The following is a 26,246-nucleotide window of genomic DNA, read 5'->3' on the forward strand; positions in this document are numbered from 1 at the left end:
TTGGAAGTTTAAAAATAGATTTAACCAATCACCAACTGCTCTAAGCTTTCACTGTCTTGTTGCTCAGCAAGACTTGCCACCATTGATAATGCATGGGCTTGCTGGCTAGTATTATCTATGTTTGGTGTAGCCGCTGTACCGCCGCGTAACCAGTTACTATTCGTATCGCTAGTACTTTGACTGTGCTGCTGATTTTGTAAATTATACCAAGCCAAATCATCATGTAGCGCTACCACGTCCCCCATAATGAGCAAAGCTGGCGTGGGGAGCTGGTTTTGTTCTTGCAACTCAACGATATCGGCAAGCGTGCCGGTTAATACTTGCTGATTGGGCATACTGGCATTAGAGACGATAGCAATTGGGGTATCGCTACTGCGTCCTGCGTCAATCAAACCTTCAGTTAAACGAGGCAGTGAATGCAAACCCATATAGAAGACTACGGTCTCATCGGTATCCAAGAAGTTTTTAAAGTTATTATTAGGTGCACCAGCTTTTAAAAATCCAGTGACAAAGCGTACCGACTGCGAATGGTCGCGATGGGTCAGCGGAATACCGGCATAGCTGGCAGCGGCGTTGGCTGCGGTAATGCCGGGTACGACTTGGTAAGGTACGCCGTGCGCGCGCAGGCTTTCTATTTCTTCACCGCCACGCCCAAAGATAAAGGGGTCGCCGCCTTTTAGACGTACCACACGCCGTCCTTCTTTAGCGCTATTGACTAGTAGCTCATTGATGCCCAATTGCGCCACGGCGTGGTTGCTGCGTTTTTTACCAACGAATACTTTATCAGCATCGCGGCGGCATAAATCCAATACTTGTGGCGACACCAATGCATCATAATAGACGATATCGGCTTGTTGCATCAGACGTAGCGCTTTAAAGGTTAATAATTCTGGGTCACCAGGACCGGCACCGACGATATAGACTTCACCTATCGTACTTGGTGTTTCTGTTAGCTCATCGGCTATCACTGGCGCAGATGTTGAAGCAGACTTTGAAACAGTGCTCAGTACATTATCATCTGCGGTGTTTTTTGCAGTGATTGCAGCAGCAGTACTGTCTAAATCAGCTCGCAATTGCGCGGCAGCTTCCTTTTCGTTACCTGCAAACATCAGCTGACTGACTGAACCTTCAAAGGCACGCTCCCAAAACTGTCGACGTCCAGTCAATGTTGGTATTTTGGCTTTTACTTCGCCACGAAATTCACCAGCCAGCTTCGCCAATTTGCCATAGCCTTGCGGAATCAAGGTCTCGAGACGCGCACGCAGTAGACGTGCCAACACTGGTGCTTTACCATTCGATGAGATACCAATCACAATCGGATTACGATCAATGATAGCGGGGAAAATAAAGTCACACAAGTACGGTGTATCGACGACGTTTACGGGGATATTTAACTCGGTAGCATCGGCGTGAATTTGATGATTGAGTGCTTCATCATCGGTGCCAGCGATGATGACGCGTGCGCCTGTCATATAAGTTTTATTATAATTCTCATAAATCAATTGGTGCTTAGCATCTGTTTTATTATTTGTGAGTAGTGCCTGTAGCTCAGCGCAGATATCAGGGGCAAGGATTGTGATGCACGCGCCAGCACGGCTGAGCAAGTCAGCTTTACGTAGCGCCACATCGCCGCCGCCGACAATAAGTACTTTGCGGCCTTCTAATTTAAAAAACAATGGAAAAGTGTTCATAGCATCACCAGTTATTCAATTTAGTGTATGCCACTATTATGGTTTATTAGGTACGGCAGCTCACGTAAAGAATTGGCATTAGCATATTCGTTTTTGACATGATGACGATGGTTTTTGGTGAGATGTGGAATAGGTGTTTTAAAAGTAGATAATTGTTTTTTTAATGTGATAGTTCTTATTACGATAGCAAGGGTAAATGGAATGATGGCAGTCACGTAGGATTTTGCTGTAAAAGATAGCTGACGCATAAAATATCAACCTCCGATAGAGGTGTTTTAAAAGTTATAGATAAAAAGACTTATAAACCAACTCCTGGTGAAGGACTGATTTATGTTTAAAGAAGAAGTGAGCTTTTCTATCGTTCTAATATCAACTGGTTCAATAATTAATAAAAATAACTGTAAAGTAGAAATAAATCGGGCTAATTGTATATGAATAACGTTTTAAAAGACTATGCTAACCTGTTATGTTTATATTGGTCAGCAGTTAAAAAATTAGAGAGTTCAGGTAATGCTGAATTCTTTAAAGATGACTGGCTACAAGCCAACTGGGAATTGATTGTTGAAAGGCAGTTAGGAGGCTTCGATTTATACTTAGAAGTATATGGAGCTGGTGCAGATTGTAATGGCGAAAGCTCTAGGGTTTTATTTCCTAACAAACAAGCCACCCATAACATAATCCTAAGCCCTAAAAACGAAGATAAAATCTATGATTTTTTAGGAGAAGGTGATATAGACAATACTTTTGGGGAAGTTATTTTTCAAAGGTTTGTCACTATAAAAGAAGACGGTTGGTACTATGAAGAACCTCCTTTCGATATGATAGAAGCTTTATATAGAAATGAGATAATCATAGCAGAGTTTGATGCTATAAATATAGAATTAGGTATTATCTCTTCGGAAGACAATAGTAAATGACATACCTGAATACTGTTTTTCTGCCTAGCTGTTGTTTGTATAGTCGATACACTTCAAAAGTGTTATAGCGCTACTGGGATGCTTGTTTTTTAAAATATAGGTTGCGCAGCCTCTGTCGGCGTAGGCACAGCACGCAAGTAAAATTCATCCCAGTAGCGCATTTGAGCTTATATAACATTTTTATTTTCAGCTGACTATATATGGGCCGATTAAATCTTTTACCGATATCATCAAAAGGATTCTAAATGTTTATGAGTAATCTGTCGAAGCGATTTGTATCTTGTCTTGCATTACCGATCTGTTCGTTGCTGATAGTAGGTATTTCTGGCTGTTTTAAAAAGCCCCATCCTTCTTCTATAATAGAAGGTGATATTGAAATATCAACCAACAGTGATGGTGATTTGTGTTTTGAACCCTTATTTGCAACAACAGTATTACATGATCAGCCTATACAAATAAAATATATAAGAATGAGCGACTTAGAGATATATAATTACGATATTCCTGACGATCAAAGTCGCACAATGCTAACTATAGCTCCTATAGATGAAAAGTATTATATTATAGAAAAAGAAGAGAAGATCTGTTTGGACACCGATAATCCAAACTTAATACAGAGAACTTTTAGACCTTTTAAAACACAATCTGTAATAGTTGGAATTGGAGGGATAGACGATAAAGAAGAAGAAAATGTATATTTTCATCGTGAGTTTGACTATCCTTATGTTGCTGAATAATCAAACATCTTCAACCGCATGCCAAAACCTACTCAAACTCACTCAGCATTTTAGTAATGCGGGCATCTTTTTGTTGCCAGATATCTTCTAACCACTCAAACATCATCGCTTTGGTAGCTTCATCACGATCATAGCCGCCATCCATAATCGCCGCAAATAACTTATCCGGTATTTTTAAGCGCGTGACATCAACGCCCAAACGGCGAATATTACCTTTCCATAAATCATCGTAGTCAGGAGTGCCGTCAGGATAGACGATAGTAATATCCAAAATGGAGTCCATCTGATCGCCTAAGGCATTAATCGCTAATGATAAACCACCCGCCCGCGGCTTTAATAAGTGCTGATAAGGTGAGCCTTGCTTATCGTGTTTCTCTACCGTAAAGCGCGTGCCTTCTAAGTAATTAAGCAGGGCAAAAGGTTTGTTTTTTAATTGACGACAGGCACGTTTGGCTTCGATTAAATTTTGCTTTTTAAGTTCTGGATTCTTGGCCATCGCTTTAGGAGAAAATCGCTTAATCATCGGAAAGTCTAAGAAGTAAAAAGCTTGACCGATAACTGGGATATAAATCAAATTAAACTTAGTAAAAAATCGCGTTAAAGGCAGCGTATCTTGACTGATGTATTGCACGATACTGGTATCGACCCACGATTGATGGTTGCTGACCAGCAGATACTGCTTGTCTTCACTCAGATCGTCAGGCAGATTAATCCGCCAGTCTTTATGCGGTAGCGCATGGTCAATGACGGCGTTATTACTATTGATCCAGTATTTGGTAATCGCAATCAGCGCATCGTCTGTGACTTTTGCTCCGGTCAACACTTTTGCCGCCCCCAAAGTCCAGATGGGCAGGCCCACCATCGCACTATTGGCCGTGAGAACACTCGTACCGGTTAAAAAAGAGGCGGCTTTACCTACAGCTGGCAGCTTATCGTGAAGCTTCTCGTACAGTGAATCGATTTTTTTTATAAAGGGCATAACAAATATCCATATTAATGAGCGCGAGTGCCGGTAAGGAAAATAGGAGCAGCCTCATCCATGATGTGGCTTGAAAGCGTTGGTTTAATACCGCGCAACTACTAAGGCAAGCCATAGAATACCGCAAAGCTTGACAATAAAACGTTAAAGAAACGTTATTTATTTAACTCAAGCGATTGTAGAGCTCTGCATTTATATAAAACCTCATGGCAAATATCATTCTAAACACAAAAAGAAGCGATGATTTAGCATCATCGCTTCTTTTTTTTCTTAACATCTCTAGGGCGTGTCCTAATCATTTAGTCTTTTATTGCTAGCTAGTTACTTACAACTGCGTATGCAAACCACACTCGCGGTGCTCTTCTACCTTAGTCGGATCAAAATAGTCAAACTCATTGGGTAGGCTGTTTTCTTCAAGATAAACATCTAGATCAGCATCAGTTTTTTCAAATAACGGTGCTACTTTTAATACGCCATCTTTTGATAGGCTAAGTACATCAAGACCTTGGCGAAATTCGGTTTGATCTTTACGAATGGCGTTAAACCAAACGTCTGGTTTTAGCTCATCCAACGCACGACGGAATGGCTCAAGCTTCACTTGATCAGTAAATTCGTCATGTTGTGCATCATCAACACCAGGGATACCTTCCATCGTTACGTCACGATGGGCAGCGGTTTGCTTAGGGATATAGGTGATCACATTTAAGTTCAAATCGCGGATAACTTTATTGGCAAATTGATACGTGGCATCAGTGTTATAGCCAGAATCCACCCACAAGACGGTGATATCAGGGCGTTGTTTCGCAACTAAGTGCAAAATGGCAGATTCGTAAGGGCGGAAGTTGGTGGTAATGATGGGGTTTTTAGCTTGGCTAAGCGCCCATTCTACAATCTGCTCAGGTGACTTACCTTGCAAGTCTTGGTTGGCTTGGTCGATATCTAGATTTGGGTGTAATTGGCTCATAATATATTCCTTGGTTATAATTGATAATAGTGATAATTAATAATTGCGTAACTAAATTAAAAACAGCTGAATTAAAAAATGGTTAATAAGAATTGCTATGGCGGCAGCGTATTAAGCACCTGCAAACATCGGTAAGGCGCTAGCGTCGCGACCGTCGTAGCTGCTGGCAAGGGCATTAAATGCTTGACTGATATTAGAGATAGACTGCAGATCATGCTCACTTATCACAAAACTATCAGCGCCTGCACGTAACAGATAGGCGATTTGATCACGTCCAAACTCGCCAGCCATACGAATCTCACCTTGGTAGCCAATTTGACGTAGGGTTTGGGCAAAGCTAAAGCCGCGACCATCAGTGAAAGCGGGTACATGAATGACAATCAGGTCTTGCTGTAATAAAAACTCTGGTATACGCGTCAGTACTTCTGTATCGCTATCTGATGTCACCCAAACCCCAAAACGGCTGGTATGTTGGGCTAATAATTCACGTACTTGTTGTAATAACCCGCCGGCGATGTTGCCTTTAGCATCTAATAAATCGCTAAGTGGCAAAAGCACATCGAGCTTCTCTTGTTTTTGCAATAACTCAAGCAGTGATATGTGAGTTAATGCAATGCCGTCTGGTAGCTCATTGGTACTAAGTGCCAACCAAGTATCATTTTGGCCAATATCAGCGCCTTGCTCGTTTAACACATGATGATTAGCCATAGACCTTCTCCTTAAAGGGTGCGATGCCGACACGATTGATCAACTCACCAAAGCCTTCTACCTCATGCTCATTGCTGACGCGTTGCTCCAGATAGACGTCGATTATCTTTTGTATCGTCGTTGCCACATCATCAGAAGGTACGGCTCTACCGAGTATCTTACCGAGCTTGGCGTTATTACTAGAATTACCGCCAAGGCTGATTTGGTACCAGTATTCGCCTTTTTTATCGACACCAAGGATACCAATATCACCAGTATGATGATGCGCACAGGCATTCATGCAGCCTGACATATTGAGACGAATGTCACCCAAGTCATAAAGGTAATCGAGGTCATCAAACTGTTTTTCGATTTGTTCAGCGATATTATGGGTAGTGGCGTTGGCCAGTGAGCAAAAGTCCCAGCCCGGGCAGACGATCATATCGGTTAGGGTATTGATATTTGGACGAGCTAAATGCAGCTTAGCCAACTGTTGCCATAGCTCATACAACTGATTGGTTTGCACATCAGCGAAAACCAAATTTTGCTGATAAGTACCGCGAAGCTCGCCAAAGCTATATTTATCAGCAAGGTCGGCGAGGGCATCCATTTGCGACTCGCTAATATCACCTGATGGCACATAGCTGCCGTTAACTAAGCCCGCCTTTAAAGAAATCACTATCGCCCGATAACCTGCGATTTTGTGGGCGACGGTGTTTTGTTGATACCAATCAGCAAAGTTTTTATCGCTATCAAGCGTTTGTTGTAGCTCAGACTGTGCTTGTAGCGCGTCAAAGCTAAGGTAATCGGGTTCAGTGAAAAAGCTACTGGCTTTGTCAAAGTTGGCATCGGTCAGTGTTAGTGCCCCATCTTTGGTATGTGCTTCCCATTCAGCATCGACCAATTTAGCAAAAGCAGGACCACCCATGCTCTCGACCAATATTTTGATACGAGCTTTGAATTTATTATCACGGCGACCATGGAGGTTATAGACGCGCAAAATAGCGTCCAAATAGCTAAGTAGATGCTGGCGCGGTAAAAACTTATTAATAGTTTTGCCGATCACAGGCGTACGTCCAAGACCGCCACCAACGATGACTTCAAAACCTAATTCGCCCTCGTCATTTTGCTTAATATGCAAACCAATATCATGAACTTGCGTCGCTGCCCGATCATTGGCCGTGCCAATGACGGCAATCTTAAATTTACGCGGCAAAAAAGCAAACTCAGGATGAAAGGTTGACCACTGGCGAATAATCTCGCAGTAAGGGCGCGGATCGGCAATCTCTTCTTTATGAATACCAGCATAAGGGTCGGTGGTGGTATTACGAATACAGTTACCCGAAGTTTGGATGGAGTGCATCTGTACCGACGCCAGCTCTGCCAATATATCTGGCACTTCTTCGAGTTTTGGCCAGTTCAGCTGCATATTGGTACGAGTGGTAAAGTGTCCGTAACCCTTATCGTATTTACGGGTAATCTCAGCCAGCTTACGCAATTGATAGGTTGCTAGCAGTCCATATGGCACCGCAATACGCAGCATCGGTGCATAACGCTGGATATAAAGCCCATTTTGCAAACGCAGCGGCAAAAATTGCTCTTCTGGCAGCTCGCCCGCCAAAAACCGTTCGGTTTGGTCACGAAATTGTGCAACACGTTCCTCTACTAAGGTTTGGTCAGCGTAATTATATTGATACATGACGTAATCTCAATGTTATTTTTAAACGTAAAAGCAGCGACTAATCAGTTTTATTGCCAATCGCAAGGTAAACAATTCAGCTTTACATCATATAAGTTTGATTCCTTAAACATAAATTCCTTTAAGACATATCCATATCCAAACACAGCATAAATTTTCATAACCAAAGTTAGGTAGCCTATGTTTATCAAATTCAACTTCCAATTTTCATGGGTCGCCCATAATTTGTTATTCATTAGCAACTAACCGTTTAACTTTAAATTATCGCTTATTTATTTTCTTGACCATTCCTTGAGGTTTTAAAAACACTATGACATCTATAACCGCTAATCAAAAACCATCAAAGCTCGTTCCGCCACATGGTAGCAGCGAGCTTAAGCCGCTTTTATTAAATGATAGTGCGCGCAACCAAGCATTAAAGCTTGCCAGCACCTTGCCAACCATCACCTTAAGCTCACGTGAACGCGGTGATTTGATTATGTTTGGTATTGGCGGATTTACGCCATTGAAAGGCTTTATGAATCAAGCAGATTGGCAAGGTGTGGTTGATAACATGCGTTTGCAAAGTGGTGACAATGCTGGCTTGTTTTGGCCGATTCCCATTACTTTATCAGCGCCTAAAGTGACTGCCGACAGCTTAAGTCAAGGTGATAAAGTGGCGTTGGTGGCGCAAGATGGCGAGATCATGGGTATTTTAACGGTAGAAGAAACGTACGCCATTGATAAAGCTTATGAATGCCAAAAAGTCTTCACTACCACAGACCAAGAGCATCCAGGGGTGCAGCAAGTTTTAGAGCAAGGCGAGGTCAATATCGCTGGCAGTGTCGAAGTGTTAAGCGAAGGCGAGTTCCCAACCTTGTATCCTGAAATCTATAAAACGCCTGCGGAGACCCGTGAGATCTTGGATAATAAAGGCTGGAAAACGGTTGCCGCCTTCCAAACCCGTAACCCAATGCACCGCTCGCATGAGTACCTTGCCAAGATTGCTATCGAGATTTGTGACGGCGTATTGATTCATTCATTGCTAGGCGCATTAAAGCCGGGCGACATTCCAGCGGAAGTCCGCCAAGAAGCCATTAAAACCTTAATTGATAATTATTTTAGAGCTGACACCGTTATTCAAGCGGGTTATCCGCTCGATATGCGTTATGCCGGTCCACGTGAAGCATTACTGCATGCCGTGTTCCGTCAAAACTATGGCTGTAGTCATCTGATTGTCGGTCGCGATCATGCGGGTGTCGGTGATTATTATGGTGCCTTTGATGCGCAGGCTATTTTTGATTATGTCGGCAAAGACGACTTGATTACTCAACCGTTAAAAATTGGCTGGACGTTTTGGTGTAATGCTTGTAATGCGATGGCCTCTGATAAAACCTGCCCGCATGAAGCTTCTGAGCATGTCAAAGTGTCAGGAACCAAATTGCGTAAGGCACTATCAGAAGATGAAGAGGTGCCAGATAACTTTAGTCGTCCAGAAGTATTGAAAATTTTGCGCAATTACTATGCCGGTATCGCTCGTGAGGAACGTGCTGAGGTAAAATTGACCGGTGCTTCTGCGGTATAAGTATTAAGTATTAATTAGTAAAAGATTGAACAATAAAAAAGGGTCGGATTTATCATCTGACCCTTTTTTACGTGTTTTTCTCACTATTTTCTTGATACTAGAGCTTTTAGTTTAGCTCTAGCTTACCTGACAGCTTTTTGTAGTCTCCAACGATAGTGCCACCACCTGAGCAAAAGTAATTCAATGCATATTGATCTTGGCTATCTATCGTCAGCTTATCGCCTTTAAATTGCAGAAAGACTTTGCTGTCGTTAGCTATTGTCTCAAAAATAATCCCATGCGCGTCATCTTGACCCATCAAGGTAGCCTTACCGTCAAAATGGCAGGTTGGTTTTTTTACATCACTGCGCGCCCGCACCTTAATATCAATCTGCTCATTCCCTTCTGCTCTTATCACCACACCCACCCAATCATAGCCTTGCGCGCGCTTAGCATAACCTTCATCAGCATAATCGCCAACGACCGCTTGCACTGCTGACGAGCGCATCGTGATAGGTGGTGTGACGCTGTGGTTGTCCACATTGGCTTTGGTGGCGTTATTACAACCACTCAACGCCAATAAAGCAGTCGCTGTTATTGAAAGAGCGGCAAAAAAATGTGTATAGCGAGGTAGGGGAGTAATCATTTAAGTACCTTTTATAAGGGATGAATAAAGGATGGGTATAAGTTAGTAAAAATATGAATAATAAAACGACGTTGCTGGCAAGATAGTAGCGATTTAGAGTTATAAGGCTCACTTATCTCAGCGCGCTGCTCAAAGTTCAAGAAAGAATACCGTGTACCTAAAGCGTCGTCTACATAGTAAGCAATACCGTATCTTGCGCAAAAGTTACTACTTATAACACGATCGCCAAAACACTCATTAAAAAATAGTCTGTTTAGACTGACTAACAAAATTACTTATGCCAAGTTAATCACACGATAAGCGAATTCGTCACTAAGCGTTTGCCAAACAAGCTGCTAGCATATCTTTCCAGCATTGGATAGAACCAAAATCATAGTAGCTATTGAGAGCATATATGCAACCAAGCATTCAAAAAACATCTAACACGCTCAACTTTTCAAATATCGCATCACCTATTGAGACTATTGAAAGTCAAAACACCCCAGCACAGGTAACCAATGGCAGTGTTAAAGCCGGTAGCGTACTGGCGTTTGCGATGCTAATAACGGGCTGTAATCCTACCGAAGCCAATCAAAGTAAGGCGGCAAAAGCGGGTGATGTTAAAGACATTGACTTATTGAATGTGTCTTACGATGTATCACGCGACTTTTATAAAGACTACAACGCTTTATTCAGTGCGGATTATCAGCAACAACATCCGAACAGTAAGGTTAATATCAATCAATCACACGGTGGCTCAAGTAAACAAGCGCTGACGATTGCTAATGGGTTGCAAGCGGACGTGGCGACTTTAAACCAAGAAAGTGACATGAATTTGCTGGTTGAAAAGGGCTTGGTTGCCGCGGACTGGCAGCAAGCATTACCAAATAATGCCGTGCCTTATACCAGCACTATGGTGCTGTTAGTACGTGATGGCAATCCTAAAAACATCAAAGACTGGCAAGATTTGGCACGTCACGATATTAATGTAGTAATGCCAAATCCAAAAACTAGTGGTACGGCGCGTTATGCCTTTTTGGGTGCTTATGGTTATGGGTTGCATCACTTTAAAGAAGACAGTAACCAAAGCCCCATCCAAACCAATGATTTTATTCAAAAACTATTGGCAAATGTGGTTACTTATGACAATGGCGCGCGTGCAGCGACGACCAGCTTTACCCAACGCGGGCTCGGCGATGTTTTAATCACCACTGAAAACGAGGCGCATTTGGCCGCAAAGCAGTTTGCCAAAGGACAAGTCGATATTATCTATCCAAGCTATTCCATCGAGATTGCAAACCCAGTGGCGGTAGTGAGTGCAGTGACTGATAAAAGCGGTAAAACGGCAGCAGCAAATACTTATTTAACTGGCTTATGGGACGCGCCAGCACAGGAGCTGATGGCTAAGATGTATCTGCGCCCTAATAACGCAAAGATCCTTGCGGCTCATAAAGAGGATTTGCCTGAGATTGAAACCTTTGAGCCGGTGGCAGTATTTGGTTCATGGGAGCGGATTATGCAGACATTCTTTGTTGATGGTGGGCGTTTTGATCAGCTGGCACGAGCGAAGTAGATAGCAACTTATATAATCAGTTCGAAATAAAACCGATACAACTGTCATAAAGTAAATAGTAATGTGCTGTGGCTATAATTTTTTTTGCTTGCTATTCACAGGCGTGACAGAGGCTACAAAAAATTTATAGCCAATAACACTGTATCGTTTTTAAAGTGAATCCACTATATCCGAGCTATTATTTATCAAAATATTAAGATTATTGATTACTGGTAATGTTTAAGTGTTTGATAAGCTTGTACTTCCAAATCCTTTATTCCATTTTGGCAATAACATACGCATATTCATCATTAAACACAATAAGATGGCGCTGTTAGCATACTTACATTACCTAACAGACACCTTTGAGGGATTTATGAAAGACGTAGCAGGCTATCAACAAAAAAGTAAAACACTTAACGTCTTGAGCATTGCAGGCGTTGCATTGACCTTGGGTCTTGTAGGCTGTAGCAATAGCGAAAAGACAGAAACGACTGCTAATGCTGATGGCACACCAGCAACCACAGATGGTCAAAATATTGAATTGCTAAACGTTTCTTATGACGTGGCACGCGATTTTTATAAAGACTACAACCCTTTATTTATTGACCACTATAAAGCTGAAAACCCAAACAGTGAAATCCTAATCAAACAGTCGCATGGCGGCTCGAGTAAGCAAGCGTTGTCGGTTGCCAATGGTTTACAAGCAGATGTGGCGACCATGAACCAGGGATCAGATATTGAACTGCTTGAGAAAAAAGGCTTGGTCGAGTCAGATTGGGAAAGCAAGTTCCCTGATAATGCCGTACCTTTTACCAGCACTATCGTATTCTTGGTGCGTAAGGACAACCCAAAAGGCATTAGTGATTGGGAAGATTTGACCGAAGAAGGTGTTGAGATTGTGATGGCCAACCCAAAAGTCACGGGTAATGGTCGCTATGCATTCTTAGGGGCTTATGGCTATGGTTTACATGCGTTTGATAAAGATGAAACCCAAGCCAAAAGCTACGTTAAAGACATGCTCAAAAACGTCAAAGTCTATGAAAATGGCGGACGTGCCGCGACGACCACATTCGTTCAGCGTGGTATCGGTGATGTCTTAGTGACGTTTGAAAACGAAGCCAACTTGGCAGCGACTGATTTTGGGGTGGGTGAAGTGGATATCGTTTATCCAAAATACTCTATCAAGTCAGAAAGCCCAGTAGCGGTAGTGAAAACGGTAACCGATAAAAAAGGCACCACAGACGCGGCAAAAGCTTATCTTGATTATTTATGGAGCGAGCCTGCCCAGCAATTGGCGGCCAACCTTTACTTGCGCCCAAGTGTGAAAAGCGTCCTCGATAAAAACGGTGACAAATTACCACCAATCGAGACCTTCCGTCCAAATGATGCTTTTGGCACATGGGATGAGATCATGGGTACTTACTTTAGCGATGGTGGCGTGTTCGATCAGTTAGCCATCAACGCCCCAAAGTAACGATTTTATAACAGCCGTACCTGTCTAAGAATACTTTTTAAGAGCGCTTCCTAAGAGTCACTTCTTTAAAAACGGCGACTGCGCTACCTACCAAGGAATGCAGTAAGTCATGGAAAACTTCATAAAGGACATGGCCGCACACGCTATGTCCTTTATACCGTAAGCATATCTATAATACATTTGATACAACCGAGTGCTTGCGATAAGTACCATCAGCTAGGCAATAGGACACCACTATGAGTGCAACAACATCTTCTGCCAACAAACCTAATCACAAGAAAGGCTGGCTGACACGCTTACGTCAGCGCAATGTGCTACCAGGGTTTGGTCTGAGCATGGGCATCACTGTCTTTAGCTTATCGCTGTTGGTCGTACTACCGTTTGCCATGATGGCTTATACCACGACGCAAATGGGCTGGACAGGTTTTTGGCAAACGATTACCCAGCCGCAGGTCACTGCTGCTATTAAACTGAGCTTATGGATGTCATTTTTGGCGATGCTCACCAATATGGTGTTTGGCACACTGGTTGCTTGGGTGCTGGTTCGTTATGAGTTTTGGGGTAAGTCGTTGATTAATGCCTTGGTTGATTTACCGTTTGCGCTACCGACAGCGGTCACTGGTATTTCTCTTGCCACCCTTTATGCACCCAATGGTTTGATTGGACAGTGGTTCGCCAAGTTTGATATTCAGGTGGCGTTTACGCCATTAGGTATTTGGCTGGCATTAGTGGTAGTGAGTTTTCCCTTTATTGTCCGTGCCGTGCAGCCCGTGCTCGCCGAGCTATCGGTTGAGTTTGAAGAAGCAGCCGCAGTATTGGGCGCCAATCGTTTCACAACGTTTCGTAAGGTGATTTTGCCAGAGCTATTACCAGCATTATTAATGGGCGCTGGCATGATGTTTGCCCGTGCTACTGGTGAGTATGGCTCGGTAATTTTTATCGCTGGTAATATTCCGATGCAGTCTGAGATTTTACCACTAATTATTATCGGTAAATTAGAGCAGTTTGATATTCAAGGTGCTTCTGCAGTTGCGTTATTTATGCTGCTCATCTCATTTGTGATTTTGCTGACCATTAACATCGTACAGTGGAAGCTGTCGCGCCGTGTAGGAGCTCGCTAACATGCAAATATCTAATAGTTACGACTACCAAAGCAACGCAGCAACCAGAGATACGCCGTGGATACGCCGCACCTTTATCACCATCGCTGTTTTATTCATGGTTACCATGTTAGTCGTGCCATTACTGGCCGTATTTTATGAAGCCTTTAAAAATGGTTGGCAGCTGTATATTGCCTCATTGGTTGACCCTGAAGCTTTACAAGCCATCAAGCTCACGTTAATTACCGCTGGTATTGTATTGCCGATTAACATGGTGATGGGCATTGCGATTGCTTGGTTAGTGACGCGTTATCAGTTTAAGGGTAAGCAGCTGGTGACGACGTTACTTGATTTGCCATTTTCGGTCTCGCCAGTTGTGGCAGGTTTGATGTTTGTACTGCTATTTGGCTTGAACTCCACCGTGGGTGGCTGGCTTGAAAGTATGGGTTTTCAGGTCATTTATGCCGTACCAGGCATTGTACTAGCGACGTTGTTTGTGACCTTTCCCTTTGTAGCACGGGAACTGATACCGCTGATGCAAACCCAAGGCGATTCTGAGGAGCAAGCAGCATTGACCTTGGGTGCTAGTGGTTGGCAGACGTTTTGGCATGTGACGTTGCCAAACATCAAATGGGCGCTACTTTATGGTTTGATTTTGACCAATGCGCGGGCAATGGGTGAGTTTGGTGCGGTGAGCGTGGTCTCAGGTCATATTCGCGGTGAGACCAATACCATGCCACTGCTGGTCGAAATTGCCTATAACGATTATAACTTTACCGCCGCTTTTGCCTTATCAAGCTTACTTGCCGCCTTAGCGTTAGTGACGCTGCTGATACAACAAGTGATGACCAAGTTACAAGATCGTAAGTTTGCTAAATCTGAGCGCTTAATCAGTGCGCCTGAGCTACCGGTTAGCGCCAATGCCACAACTACTACGAACGCTGAAGATGTCAAAAATACGGATAAGGATAAAACCTTAGCAAAAAGTACCGGTCGTCTATAAGTGATACATTCATAAAGTAAATATCATAAAACCATCCGCCATATTAAGACGTTAAGCCAAAGATATAACAAGAGAACCCATTATGAGCATCGAGATTCGTAACGTTAATAAAAAATTCGGTAACTTTACTGCCTTAGACAACATTAATATAACCGTACCTACTGGCAAGTTGACCACATTACTGGGGCCGTCGGGTTGTGGTAAAACCACCTTATTGCGTATCATCGCCGGCTTAGAATATGCTGACTCTGGGCAGATATTGTTTGATGAGTTGGATGTGACCGATACGCCAGTACAAAAGCGCCATATCGGCTTTATGTTTCAACACTATGCCTTATTTCGCCATAAAAACATCGCTGATAATATCGGTTTTGGACTGACGTTACTGCCAAAGAATGAGCGGCCAAGCAAGGCTGATATCAATAAGCGCGTCGCAGAGCTACTCGAGTTAGTCCAATTGCCTCAAGTTGCCAATGCTTACCCGCACCAGTTATCAGGTGGTCAGCGTCAGCGTATTGCGCTGGCACGAGCGCTTGCCGTTAAACCAAAATTACTGTTACTCGATGAGCCATTTGGCGCGTTGGATGCCAAGGTGCGTAAAGAGCTACGTACTTGGCTAAAAAATATTCACCATGAGCTAGGTATCACCAGTATCATGGTGACCCATGATCAAGAAGAAGCACGCGCCGTGTCTGATGAGATTGTAGTAATGAACCAAGGGCGAGTAGAGCAGGTGGGAACGTCAGAAGAGCTGATACACCAGCCAGCCAACGCTTTTATTAGTGATTTTTTAGACTTGGTATAAAAATAGATACAGTTGACTCACGCTTAAAGGCATACAGCACTGCAATATTTTGGCTTTAACCTCATAAGCCTCTACTTTAGAACCAAAAAAAACACCTATATATGGGTGTTTTTTATTTTGTATTTTAAGCAAGTTTTGATAGCTGTTTATCCGTGCCTTTGGGCGATATCTGCTCATAGGTAATGTCCAAGATATCTTGACACCATTCTGGCAGATCATCAGCCACTTCGTACCACATCCAAGTGCCATCACGCACGCAGCTCAAAATTCCCAGTTTTTTTAAGTGATTCAGATGACGTGAGATGGTCGGCTGTGGTTGATCAAGTATTTCTACTAGCTCACCCACACAGCGTGACTGTTTATTGAACAGAATTTGAAAAATCTTTAGGCGTGTTGGATCAGACAGCACTTTAAATAACTCAAGTGGTTGGATTGTAGAATTATTATTAGACATAGAAAAATTCCAACTATAAATATTGGTTGATATGGGGATGGTCTTGGTTAAGATGGGGACAATATAACAGCAGTTATATAGAAAATCGATTAAAAAATGAGCTAAATTACAGTTCGTCGCTAATTTGCCACCTTTGATGATGTTCAGTTACATGTATACCTATATCCGCTGACATAAATTAAGTACGTGCAATATAAAAATACTTTGATGACCATATAATGTATCAAATGCTATTGCAAATGATAATAGTTATCGTTATTATATAACAAGCATTATAAATAATTTTGAATAATTTTGAATAAGCTTTGATAGAAACAAGGTTTTATAGACAAGCTTTTATAAAGTAGTCATCGAATAGCCGCATCCAGAGGAGCCAGCCCATGTACGTATGTATCTGCAACGACGTAAAAGAAAAGCAAATCCAAGCAGCCATTGCTTCAGGTATCGACACCCTTGATGGTCTAAAAGATACCCTTGATGTTGCGACATGCTGTGGATGCTGCGAGCCTATGGTCAATGACTATCTAGATGAACACCACGCCAGACTTGATGTTTTAGCTTATGCCGTCTAATAGATTGTTTTAAGTGCTTTTCTAGCCTAATGACTTGACTGCTATCTTTAGATAGCAGTTTTTTTATAAAATAAATACATTCAATATTCCGCACTTATCCTTAGCTTATTATACATAAAGGGTCAGTTGCGAGCGTCCACATAACCTTACTGAAACACTCACTTTAATCGCATCAATCCATATTGCTAGGCGTTGGGTTTGCCGTTACTACTGACAACGCTAGCTAATTATGATTCTCAACTAGCATCTTATTCTTAGTTCATAACATTACAAGCCGTATAACCACTATATGCTACTATATCTAGCTAACGTTGTAAGAGGTTTTATTGCCTTTGATCCTTACCGATCAGTTTACCAATAAAGCTATCTTTATATGCGTAATTATGAATGGATGGTCATCTGTAAAATATAAATAGGGGAGTATAGGTTATGATAGGTAGCCAAAAAGTCATTGATTATTTGAATTTTTTGTTGGGTGGTGAGCTTGCTGCTCGAGATCAATATTTCATTCATTCAGAGATGTATGCTGAGTGGCATTATGGAAAACTATATGATCGCATCAACCACGAAATGGAAGATGAAACCATGCATGCTCAGGCGATTATCCGTCGTATCCTGATGCTGAGCGGTACACCAAAAATGAGCGTCGATGAAATAAAAGTCGGCTCTACTGTTCCTGAAATGCTGCAACTTGACCTTGATCTAGAATATCAAGTACAGCAACATTTAAAGGACGGCATCGCGATTTGTGAAGAAGAGCACGATTACGTCACGCGTGAGATGCTGGTTGAACAGCTAAAAGATACTGAAGAAGATCATGCGCATTGGCTTGAGCAGCAGCTGCGTCTGATTGACATGATTGGTCTACCCAATTATCTACAAAGCCAAATGGCCGAAGTCAGCCCAAATCTTATTTAATATGACAAAACTATGTGGCTTATTACATTATAATAGATAAGGAGAGACATCATGAAAGGGGATAAAGAAGTCATTCGCAGCTTAAACAAAGTGCTTGGACAGTCGCTAATTGCGATTAATCAGTATTTTTTGCATGCGCGCATTGCACGTCATTGGGGATTAGAAGCCCTTAACGAAAGTTTCTATAAACAGTCTATCGCTGAGATGAAATGGTCAGATGATTTGATCGCACGAATCTTGTTACTAGGTGGTTTACCGAATTTACAAGATTATGGCAAGATGTTCATCGCAGAAGACGTGCCTGAGATGATTGACTGTAATCTGCGTTTAGAGAAGCAAAAGTTTGCCATCATTACCGATGCCGTCACGCTATGTGAGACACAGTCCGACTACGTTTCTCGTCAGCTATTGGTCACTTTAAAAGATGGTAATGAAGAGTATGAAGACTGGCTCGAGACGCAAGAAGACTTGATTGAAAGCATTGGCGTAGAGCGCTATATTCAATCGCAAATGAATGATGATGACACGCCTTAATTTTTAATTAATGCAGTGCTCATACTGATTTTATGGGCATTTATATCATCTAAAATGAGTCTTAAAACTTGCCAGCGTGTGATAGGTTTATACCCATTCACCCGCTGGTTTTTTTGTGTTTAAACCCTTTGTTTAAAATTGCATTTACACTTATATTGATACTTACATTTATATAAGCATCAATATAAGCCGCGACCGTCTTCGGGCTTTAATCGCAAAAAATACAATCCTGAAAGTATCGTCAAAATACCCATTATCCAGTACGTGGTCTGAAACGCAGTCAATGTATCCATCTGCAATCGCTCACGTAAGATATTCAGTACTGCGGCGCCAAAAGCAATACCAAAGCTGATGGCAAGCTGTTGATTGACCGCCATCAAGCTATTACCACTACTGGTCTGTGTACCTTCTAAATCGCCAATAGTAATGGTATTCATCGCACTGAACTGCATAGAGTTACAAGCGCCCATGATGGTCAATATTGGAATAAACCACAGCCACTGGGATGCGTCCGTAAACTGCGCCAAGACAATAATGAGTATGCCTATTAAACCGGTATTGATCACCAATACTTTACGGTAGCTAAAACGCTGAATGATTTTGCTGACCCAAGGCTTGATACCTATCGCACCAACCGCAATAGGAGCAAGCAGCCAACCTGCCTGTGACGGAGAGTACTCAAACACCACTTGTAATAATAATGGCAATAAAAATGGCACCGCGCTGATGCCAAGGCGGGTAAATAAGTTGCCTGTAATGCCAATACGAAAGGTGCGGATATCAAATAAGCTGAGTGGAAATAGCGGGGTTGAACGGCGTTTGGCATGCCAGACATAAGCACCTATCAAAAGGCTCGCGCCTAAACCAAGCATTAACCCATAAAGCCCGCGACCTGTCTGTGAACCAAACTCTACTGCAAGGGTAAAACCGCAAGCGGCAGCCGCAAACAATAAAAAACCCATCCAATCCAGCCGTTTGGTATCCTCAAATAATGCGGGCACCAGTTTTTTACCCATAAAGAACCCTACAATACCCATAGGGATATTAATCAAAAATATCCAATGCCAACTGGTATATTGTACGATATAACCACCCAGTACTGGCCCCACCAAAGGCGCAATCAAGGCAGGTATTACCGCAAAATTCATCACTGTTAAGAGCTTGTTACGTGGATAGGACTTAACCAATATCAAACGCGCCACAGGCGTCATCATCGCCCCACCAATGCCTTGTATCACCCGTGAGCCAATCAAAAAGTCTAGCGTTGGTGATGCAGCACACAATAGCGAGCCAATACAAAAGATGATAATCGCTACTAAGAATACGCGGCGTGTGCCGTATTTATCCGCCAAAAAACCGCTGATGGGAATAAATATCGCTAAGGTTAAGGCATAGCTAATAACTGCCCATTGCATTTTTAGTGGTGATTCACCCAGCGCTTGTGCCATTTGCGGCAATGAGGTATTTAAAATAGTGGCGTCTAAGATTTGCATAAATAGTGCTACCGCGAGTACATAAGGTAGGTATTTATCTTGTGTCGGGGTTAGGGTTACCATATTGACGTCACCATATTTAAGACTGTTATTATTTAAAAGTTGCATCAGGCACTCACAGCCACAGCGCCTCTTAACACTTGGTTAAAAAACCATCTCTAAAAAACATTAATTGTGCGTAGTATAAAAACAACTGCTCAGTAGTTAAAGAGCGGCAAAGTAACGGTATACGCCTAACACTCAAGGTAGCGATTTTAAAACCTCATAGGCTACTTATAAGATAGGTTACAAGACAGGACTTTAATACAGTGGGTAATCCTCGTTATAGTAGGACGGTCATGCTGAGAACCACTGTATTGATTTCAATCACATGTATTTAAATTCTCTTTAATAAAAAAACAAAAGAAGAATAGGTAATATTATGAGTAATGATAATAGTCCATCTAATAACAATTCATCTAATAAAAGCACAAGCGGCTACACACCACCCAAAGTCTGGACACAAGACAAAGAAAACGGTGGTAAATTCGCCAGTATCAATCGTCCTACAGCTGGCGCGCGCCATAACAAAGAGCTACCAGTAGGTGACGCACCGTTACAGCTGTACTCACTGAATACCCCAAACGGGGTAAAGGTAAACATGCTACTAGAAGAGCTGGCTGAGCTGGGTGTCAAAGGTGCAGAGTACGATGCGTATCAAATCGACATCTCCAAAGGAGATCAGTTTGGCTCAGGCTTTGTGGCCATCAACCCCAATTCAAAAATACCAGCCTTGGTCGATCACTCTAGTAGTGATACCGGTGAGCCTATTGCACTCTTTGAGTCTGGTGCTATCTTAATCTATTTAGCAGAAAAATTTGGTAAGTTTATACCTATGACGCAAGGTAAAGCACGGGCAGATTGTCTGTCTTGGGTTATGTGGCAGGTAGGCAGTGCGCCTTTTTTAGGCGGGGGTTTTGGACATTTCTATGCCTATGCCCCAGAACCATTAGAGTACCCAATCAACCGTTATACGATGGAAGCCAAACGTCAGCTCGATGTGCTTGATAACCATCTAAAAGACAATAAATATATGTGTGGCAATGCGTCCGAAGATTATAATATTGCTGATATGATTGTCTGGGCATGGTATGGGCAATTGGTGCTTGGCAAGCTTTATGATGCAGCAGAGTTCTTACAAGTTGATGACTATAAAAACGTGCAGCGTTGGGCGAAGACAATTGCTGAACGCCCAGCCATCAAACGTGCAATGGATCTTACTCTAAAACCAATTGATTGATAGGGTTAGATTATATTCAGGATGGTATGTATAAGACTGCTAGGCGACTTGCTTATCAGTCTTATTTTTTCAACTATCATTCTTTATTTCTATATGGTTATACTAAAATAGCGGTATATTTTTATGATTACATAATGATACATTGTTATAATAGTTAGAAACATTAATACGTTAACATAGCAGATACTACTGTTATGAACAGGTATTCATACTACTCTTATTGATAGGGGATGATTATGAAGGATGGCAACCATAAGCTCATAAATCTGTCACAGAGAGCAGGCAATGGCGACCTGTATTTTGCGAGTGCCAAAACCACAGCCATTCAATACCATCAATATATGGACGTCAAAAAACACTCAACATTGTATGAGATGATTCACTTAAAAAATAATGCTAAAAAAATAAAAAAGACACCTTTAATAATGATAAAAAACAAACTGTTATATCCTATATTTGCCATCGTAAGCACGGCTTTATTTAGTACAGCGAGCATGGCAAATGCCAGTATTGAGCTTACCAGCCATGATTGGCAAGTCGCCTGTGACAATACTGGCACTTGCCGGCTGGCAGGTTATCAAGCAGAAAACAATAGTGAGTTCCCCATATCGGTATTGCTGGTACGCCGTGCAGGGGCAAATGCTGGCGTGGATGGTAAGGTAAAGCTTGGCGGGGCAAAAGAAAGCTCTTCTAAAGCTTTAATGCAGCTGGGTAATCGACATCGTATATCATTGTTTATCAACGATAAAAATTATGGTGAAACCAAACCTTTCTCAGCAACAGCGGGCAACGCTGAACTAACTTCAACACAGGTAACAGCACTGTTGGACGCGCTAACTAAATCGAGTAAGATTGAGCTGGTATTGCGTAATTCACGCTGGCAGCTTTCTGATAAGGGTGCCAATGCTGTCATGCTGAAAGCAGATGAGTTTCAAAAACGAGTGGGGACCACCAGTGCTTTAATCAATGCTGACAGCTCCGTTAAATCTAGTAATGGGGTGCTGTTACCTAAGGCTGCGCCGTCTTTAAGATTTGTCGCACCCGACCCTCAAGCCCCCTCTAAGAATAAGAAGAAATTTGCCATGAAATCGTCGCAACTGGCGGCCTTGATGAAGGGCACTATGAAGGATGCGAGTAGTGCATGCCCAAGCCTGTCAGATAAGTCACCATGGCGTGTCAGTCGTCTAAATAGCTCACAGCTGTTGGCACAGCATGACTGCTGGACAGGCTCTTATAACACAGGGACGGGCGTTTGGGTCATTAACGACAGCAAGCCTTACAACCCCACACTGGTGACTACTGATGCCACAGATTATGATGATGGCTATCTAACTTCTGTACAAAAAGGTCGCGGTATTGGTGACTGTTTAGCCAAGGTTAATTGGGTATGGACAGGGAAAGCGTTTGAAAAGAGCCATGAAAGCACCACTGGACTGTGCCGTATGGTCGAAGCAGGCGGCGCATGGCAGCTACCAACCTATGTTACAGAAGTTAAAACGACACGTTGATTTTTAATATAACCGTCAAAATGATGCCTATTTACACAATAACTAGAAAAATAGTTATAGATAGTTATTTTACTGTGCTATACTGCGTCGCCACGTTAGCATAGACTTTCGTGAATTATGAGATTGATAACATCGCCTGCGATTTTGGGTCTAGGATGACCATAAGTAATTGTTGCCGATGATTTTGTGTACTTAAATAACGTTTTATAAAATATCAGTTATTTTTGACTCATATCTTATCTACTAAATCATAAGTATGGTTTAGATTGGTTGTTATTTGACTTTATCTGCTTTGGACAAAGCATCGATAACGCGCTTATATCAAGCAAGGATAAGACACTCGGCACTACCACCAAAATACGTCAGACAGCACAAACGCATTTATTGTAGAGGCTCTAAGCTTTAATGGCTTGGCTTCTGATTATCGACACTTTTATGTGGTCCGGTAATTCTTTAATAAAGGCAGCGTGGTGAACGGTTATCAGTGGTATGCATCAAGCTTGCTGAATTTACAGCAACTTATACTTACCAAGGATCCTCATGACCGATATCTTATCTAGCATCGCCGCTGAAAACGGCATTATCGAAAGCAACGATACTCCAAATACTGATTCTAGCAATCAAGCGGCTACTACTGACGCTACCGAAGAAAACAAAATCACTTTTGCTGAACTAAACATTGCCAAGCCAATTCTTAGCGCGCTTGATCGCAGTGGCTATACCAATCCAACCCCTATTCAAGAACAAGCCATTCCTTTTGCTTTAGCCGGTCGCGACTTATTATTGTCAGCGCAAACGGGTAGTGGTAAAACAGCAGCATTCGTTATCCCTGTACTTGATCGTTTAAGCCGTGCAACCAGCTTCGACAAACTAACCAAAGCCCTTATCCTAACGCCAACGCGCGAACTTGCTCAGCAAGTACATGACAGTGTGCGTACTTACTCTAAAGATATGCGCGGTATCTTCTGTGTGCCATTAGTCGGCGGCGCACCATATAATGGTCAGATTACTGCGTTGAAAAAAGGCGTTCAAGTCATCGTTGCAACCCCAGGTCGTTTACTTGACCATATCAATGCAGGCCGCGTTGACTTATCAAACCTAGAAGTATTGGTACTTGACGAAGCTGACCGTATGCTTGACATGGGTTTTGCTGATGACATCAGCGATATTCTTCGTGCCGCACCGACTGATCGTCAGACCATTATGTGTTCAGCAACTTGGGACGGTCCTGTTGGAAAAATCGCTGCCAGCTTTACAAAGAATCCTGAGCGCGTTTCAATCAAAGTTGAATCAGCACACATCGAAGAAAAAGTATATTACTGTGATGATTTTGAGCACAAAAACAGATTGCTTGATAAAATCGTTTGCCAGCCTGAGATGGAACAAATCATTATCTTTGCTGCCACCAAACGTAGCACTGAAAAGTTAGCGAAATCTTTACAAGAACAAGGCCATAAAGCCAGCTTCTTACATGGTGATTTACCACAAAGTAAGCGTAACCGTATCGTACAAGACTTGCGTAATGGCAAGTGCAAAATCCTAGTTGCGACTGACGTTGCTGCTCGTGGTCTAGACGTGCCAGCACTATCACACGTGATTAACTATGACTTACCACGTCAGACAGAAGATTACGTCCATCGTATCGGTCGCTGTGGTCGTGCCGGTCGTACTGGTGTTGCTATCAGCTTATGTAGCATGGATGATCGCCCTCAGCTAAATGCTATCAACCGCTATTTAGATCGTAAAATGGAAGTATCAGTCATCGAAGGCATGGAGCCTAAGAAAACATACGTTCCTAGCGATAATAAAGGTAAAGGCCGTGGCCGTGGTCGCGGACGTTCTAATGGCGGCGGTGGTCAAGGTCGTGGTCGTTCAGGCGGTGGTTATCAAGGTAAGCCACGCGATTCATCTGGCAAACCAAATGAGCGTTCAGGTGGCAAGCCGTATCAAGGCAAACGCACTGGTGCTCCTAGCCGTGGTGATGGCACAGGCGTTCCACGTGGTGAGCGTGCAGCAAGCGGTCGCGGTCGTCCAAGTGGCAGCCAAGGTCGCCCAGCAGGTCGTTCTGACAGCCGTGGCCAAGGCCGCTCAAACGGCGGCAACCGTGGTAACAACTCGTAATAACGCTATCGTTAACGATTAATAAAGGTTTTAATAAAAACCATTAATCTAAAATCTAATCGTATAACTTAGCATTAAAAAGCCAGATACTCGTTATCTGGCTTTTTTGTGTGTAATGGTTCTGTGTTTATTCAAGCAGTACTGGATAGGCTGGTTGCGCTCATTAAACTTAACTCTGCACTTAATAGTGACTTGCGCGTCTTTTTCGCCTTGTCTATACTGACAAGCCTTTACTCATCGTGTGCCGTGGAGCCATTTGATGCCTGATATTTCTCATTTAGCAATTGACAGTTTGCCCTTAGCATTTGGCATCATCATGGCCATTATTGGCTTGGTCTTTTATACCCAAGGTTTGCCAGGTAAGTTCTGGCGACGTTTTTATGCGGTATTGCCTGGTATCGTGCTGTGTTGTTTTATACCAGCAACGCTGAATAGCTTGGGTGTCTTTGCCGATGGTATTGGCGCACAGATTTATGGCTTTACTGCGACCTATCTATTGCCGGCAAGTTTGCTGCTGATGACCTTATCGATGGATGTCCCTAAAATATTGGGGTTGGGCTGGAAAGCTATTGCCATGTTCTTCGCGGCTAGTGTCGCTATTGTCATCAGTGGCCCTATGAGCTTAGGTATCGCTAAATGGGTATCGCCCGAGATGTTTACCGACGATACTTTATGGCGTGGATTTTCGGCGGTAGCGGGTAGCTGGATTGGCGGCGCGGCCAACCAAGCGGCGATGAAAGAGCTGTTTGGTGTTAGTGATGACTTGTTTGGCATGATGATATTGGTTGACACCACCAACGCTTCATTATGGCTACTGGCTATCTTGGTCATGGCAAAACACAGCGCTAAGATAGATCGCTTCTTAAGAGCAGATAGCAGTAGTATTGATAAAGTAATTAAAGCAGTGGAGAGCTATGAGCGTGATCATGCGCGCCCAGCGACGCTCAATGACTTGATGGTGATGTTCGGCTTATGTTTTGCCATGGTCGGAGTGGCGCATTTTATTGGTGGGCAGATTGCAGGATTCTTTGCACCCTATAGCTGGGCGGTACAATACAGCTTTGCTAGCTCGTTTTTTTGGATGGTGGTGATTATCACATTAATAGGCGTTATCTTTTCTTTTACTAAGATACGCCGTCTTGATCATGTAGGTGCTTCCAAAATTGGTACGGTGTTTATCTTTGTATTGATTGCGGCTATCGGTATGCAAATAAATCTAGCTGGCATTGTCTCACAGTGGCGCTTACTGCTGATTGGTCTGTTATGGATGAGCATCCATGTCGTGATTGTCTTTGCTGTCGCTAGGATGATTCGTGCGCCGTTCTTCTTTTTGGCAGTCGGCTCAAACGCTAATACCGGCGGCGCATCATCAGCACCGATTGTCGCAACGGCTTTTCATCCATCACTTGCGCCAGTCGGAGTATTTTTAGGGATATTGGGTTATGCGGCAGGGACGTTTGGCGGTTATATCAGTACGCAGATGATGCGGCTGGTAGTGGGCTAATCTTAGGGTGTGTCCTCAATCTGAGCATTAAAATTTAAATGGGCTATTGATAATTCATAAAAGAATAGAGGGCTTGATTAACAA

Annotated in this window: 24 protein-coding genes; 15 read left to right on the forward strand and 9 right to left on the reverse strand. The window is 42.8% G+C overall.

Translation table 11 applies throughout. From position 1 onward, the window contains the following. Nucleotides 1-20: 20 nt before the first annotated feature. A complete protein-coding gene (gene cysG / locus EI161_RS00120; protein ID WP_192522438.1) occupies nucleotides 21-1,691 on the reverse strand; it encodes a siroheme synthase CysG in 1,671 nt (556 codons plus the stop codon). Nucleotides 1,692-1,711: 20 nt separating this feature from the next. Next, nucleotides 1,712-1,939 carry a hypothetical protein gene (locus EI161_RS00125; protein ID WP_192522439.1) on the reverse strand — a complete coding sequence of 76 codons (228 nt, stop codon included), beginning with the start codon at nucleotides 1,937-1,939 and terminating at the stop codon, nucleotides 1,712-1,714. A gap of 183 nt (nucleotides 1,940-2,122) precedes the next feature. On the opposite strand from EI161_RS00125, the gene EI161_RS00130 reads away from it, so the two are divergent. Beyond that, nucleotides 2,123-2,608 carry a hypothetical protein gene (locus EI161_RS00130; protein ID WP_192522440.1) on the forward strand — a complete coding sequence of 162 codons (486 nt, stop codon included), beginning with the start codon at nucleotides 2,123-2,125 and terminating at the stop codon, nucleotides 2,606-2,608. Between the two features lie 251 nt (nucleotides 2,609-2,859). Further along, nucleotides 2,860-3,345 carry a hypothetical protein gene (locus EI161_RS00135; protein WP_192528719.1) on the forward strand — a complete coding sequence of 162 codons (486 nt, stop codon included), beginning with the start codon at nucleotides 2,860-2,862 and terminating at the stop codon, nucleotides 3,343-3,345. 28 nt (nucleotides 3,346-3,373) lie between these two features. Here the strand turns inward: EI161_RS00135 and EI161_RS00140 are convergent, their stop codons facing one another. From EI161_RS00140 to EI161_RS00155, 4 genes are all read right to left on the reverse strand, one after another. Continuing rightward, nucleotides 3,374-4,324, reverse strand: coding sequence for an acetyltransferase (locus tag EI161_RS00140; protein WP_192522442.1), 951 nt, complete (start codon nucleotides 4,322-4,324; stop codon nucleotides 3,374-3,376). A 325-nt stretch (nucleotides 4,325-4,649) separates the two neighbouring features. After that, nucleotides 4,650-5,288 carry a phosphoadenosine phosphosulfate reductase family protein gene (locus EI161_RS00145; protein WP_192522443.1) on the reverse strand — a complete coding sequence of 213 codons (639 nt, stop codon included), beginning with the start codon at nucleotides 5,286-5,288 and terminating at the stop codon, nucleotides 4,650-4,652. Between the two features lie 111 nt (nucleotides 5,289-5,399). Continuing rightward, nucleotides 5,400-5,996 carry a DUF934 domain-containing protein gene (locus EI161_RS00150; protein ID WP_192522444.1) on the reverse strand — a complete coding sequence of 199 codons (597 nt, stop codon included), beginning with the start codon at nucleotides 5,994-5,996 and terminating at the stop codon, nucleotides 5,400-5,402. Then, complete coding sequence (locus tag EI161_RS00155; protein ID WP_192522445.1) at nucleotides 5,989-7,674, reverse strand: nitrite/sulfite reductase; 1,686 nt, start codon at nucleotides 7,672-7,674, stop codon at nucleotides 5,989-5,991. The genes EI161_RS00150 and EI161_RS00155 overlap by 8 nt, the downstream gene beginning before the upstream one ends. A 310-nt stretch (nucleotides 7,675-7,984) precedes the next feature. Here EI161_RS00155 and sat point away from each other — a divergent pair, with 310 nt between their 5' ends. Beyond that, on the forward strand, nucleotides 7,985-9,238 hold the full coding sequence (gene sat / locus EI161_RS00160; protein ID WP_192522446.1) for a sulfate adenylyltransferase: 1,254 nt from the start codon (nucleotides 7,985-7,987) through the stop codon (nucleotides 9,236-9,238). A 106-nt stretch (nucleotides 9,239-9,344) separates the two neighbouring features. Here sat and EI161_RS00165 read toward each other — a convergent pair whose 3' ends face one another. Then, the gene (locus tag EI161_RS00165) at nucleotides 9,345-9,863 is read right to left on the reverse strand and encodes a hypothetical protein (protein ID WP_192524016.1); all 519 of its coding nucleotides are present in this window, start codon (nucleotides 9,861-9,863) and stop codon (nucleotides 9,345-9,347) included. A 394-nt stretch (nucleotides 9,864-10,257) separates the two neighbouring features. Between EI161_RS00165 and EI161_RS00170 the strand changes: the two genes are divergently transcribed. The 5 genes from EI161_RS00170 to EI161_RS00190 all read left to right on the forward strand — a co-directional run bounded on the left by EI161_RS00170 (nucleotide 10,258) and on the right by EI161_RS00190 (nucleotide 15,779). Next, nucleotides 10,258-11,415 (forward strand): sulfate ABC transporter substrate-binding protein, encoded by a 1,158-nt coding sequence (locus tag EI161_RS00170; protein ID WP_225735147.1) that lies wholly within the window; start codon nucleotides 10,258-10,260, stop codon nucleotides 11,413-11,415. A 355-nt stretch (nucleotides 11,416-11,770) separates the two neighbouring features. Further along, nucleotides 11,771-12,871 carry a sulfate ABC transporter substrate-binding protein gene (locus EI161_RS00175; RefSeq protein ID WP_192524015.1) on the forward strand — a complete coding sequence of 367 codons (1,101 nt, stop codon included), beginning with the start codon at nucleotides 11,771-11,773 and terminating at the stop codon, nucleotides 12,869-12,871. A gap of 236 nt (nucleotides 12,872-13,107) precedes the next feature. After that, nucleotides 13,108-13,992: a sulfate ABC transporter permease subunit CysT gene (gene cysT / locus EI161_RS00180; RefSeq protein WP_192524014.1), complete on the forward strand. Its 885-nt coding sequence runs from the start codon at nucleotides 13,108-13,110 to the stop codon at nucleotides 13,990-13,992. A gap of 1 nt (nucleotide 13,993) precedes the next feature. Next, nucleotides 13,994-14,974, forward strand: coding sequence for a sulfate ABC transporter permease subunit CysW (cysW, locus tag EI161_RS00185; protein ID WP_192524013.1), 981 nt, complete (start codon nucleotides 13,994-13,996; stop codon nucleotides 14,972-14,974). A gap of 82 nt (nucleotides 14,975-15,056) precedes the next feature. Next, nucleotides 15,057-15,779, forward strand: coding sequence for a sulfate/molybdate ABC transporter ATP-binding protein (locus EI161_RS00190; protein ID WP_192524012.1), 723 nt, complete (start codon nucleotides 15,057-15,059; stop codon nucleotides 15,777-15,779). Nucleotides 15,780-15,903: 124 nt separating this feature from the next. Here the strand turns inward: EI161_RS00190 and EI161_RS00195 are convergent, their stop codons facing one another. Then, nucleotides 15,904-16,233, reverse strand: coding sequence for an ArsR/SmtB family transcription factor (locus EI161_RS00195; RefSeq protein ID WP_192524011.1), 330 nt, complete (start codon nucleotides 16,231-16,233; stop codon nucleotides 15,904-15,906). A gap of 380 nt (nucleotides 16,234-16,613) precedes the next feature. Between EI161_RS00195 and EI161_RS00200 the strand changes: the two genes are divergently transcribed. From EI161_RS00200 to bfr (EI161_RS00210), 3 genes are all read left to right on the forward strand, one after another. Continuing rightward, a complete protein-coding gene (locus EI161_RS00200) occupies nucleotides 16,614-16,805 on the forward strand; it encodes a bacterioferritin-associated ferredoxin (protein ID WP_192524010.1) in 192 nt (63 codons plus the stop codon). A 429-nt stretch (nucleotides 16,806-17,234) separates the two neighbouring features. After that, nucleotides 17,235-17,723 (forward strand): bacterioferritin, encoded by a 489-nt coding sequence (gene bfr, locus EI161_RS00205; protein ID WP_192524009.1) that lies wholly within the window; start codon nucleotides 17,235-17,237, stop codon nucleotides 17,721-17,723. Between the two features lie 51 nt (nucleotides 17,724-17,774). Continuing rightward, nucleotides 17,775-18,257 carry a bacterioferritin gene (gene bfr, locus EI161_RS00210; protein ID WP_192524008.1) on the forward strand — a complete coding sequence of 161 codons (483 nt, stop codon included), beginning with the start codon at nucleotides 17,775-17,777 and terminating at the stop codon, nucleotides 18,255-18,257. 179 nt (nucleotides 18,258-18,436) lie between these two features. Here the strand turns inward: bfr (EI161_RS00210) and EI161_RS00215 are convergent, their stop codons facing one another. Then, nucleotides 18,437-19,813 (reverse strand): DHA2 family efflux MFS transporter permease subunit, encoded by a 1,377-nt coding sequence (locus EI161_RS00215; protein WP_192524019.1) that lies wholly within the window; start codon nucleotides 19,811-19,813, stop codon nucleotides 18,437-18,439. Between the two features lie 358 nt (nucleotides 19,814-20,171). Here EI161_RS00215 and yghU point away from each other — a divergent pair, with 358 nt between their 5' ends. The 4 genes from yghU (at nucleotide 20,172) to EI161_RS00235 (ending at nucleotide 26,162) form a co-directional block, all read left to right on the forward strand. Next, nucleotides 20,172-21,029: a glutathione-dependent disulfide-bond oxidoreductase gene (yghU, locus tag EI161_RS00220; protein ID WP_192524007.1), complete on the forward strand. Its 858-nt coding sequence runs from the start codon at nucleotides 20,172-20,174 to the stop codon at nucleotides 21,027-21,029. A gap of 236 nt (nucleotides 21,030-21,265) precedes the next feature. Continuing rightward, nucleotides 21,266-22,537, forward strand: a complete 1,272-nt coding sequence (locus EI161_RS00225) for a DUF1176 domain-containing protein (RefSeq protein WP_225735149.1) — start codon at nucleotides 21,266-21,268, stop codon at nucleotides 22,535-22,537. Nucleotides 22,538-23,077: 540 nt separating this feature from the next. After that, the gene (locus EI161_RS00230) at nucleotides 23,078-24,658 is read left to right on the forward strand and encodes a DEAD/DEAH box helicase (RefSeq protein WP_192524006.1); all 1,581 of its coding nucleotides are present in this window, start codon (nucleotides 23,078-23,080) and stop codon (nucleotides 24,656-24,658) included. A 259-nt stretch (nucleotides 24,659-24,917) separates the two neighbouring features. After that, entirely contained in the window at nucleotides 24,918-26,162 is a 1,245-nt protein-coding gene (locus tag EI161_RS00235) for a DUF819 domain-containing protein (RefSeq protein ID WP_192524005.1), read from the forward strand. Nucleotides 26,163-26,246: the final 84 nt, after the last annotated feature.

It is taken from the genome of Psychrobacter sp. FME5, assembly GCF_014861375.1.
Taxonomy (GTDB): Bacteria; Pseudomonadota; Gammaproteobacteria; order Pseudomonadales; family Moraxellaceae; genus Psychrobacter.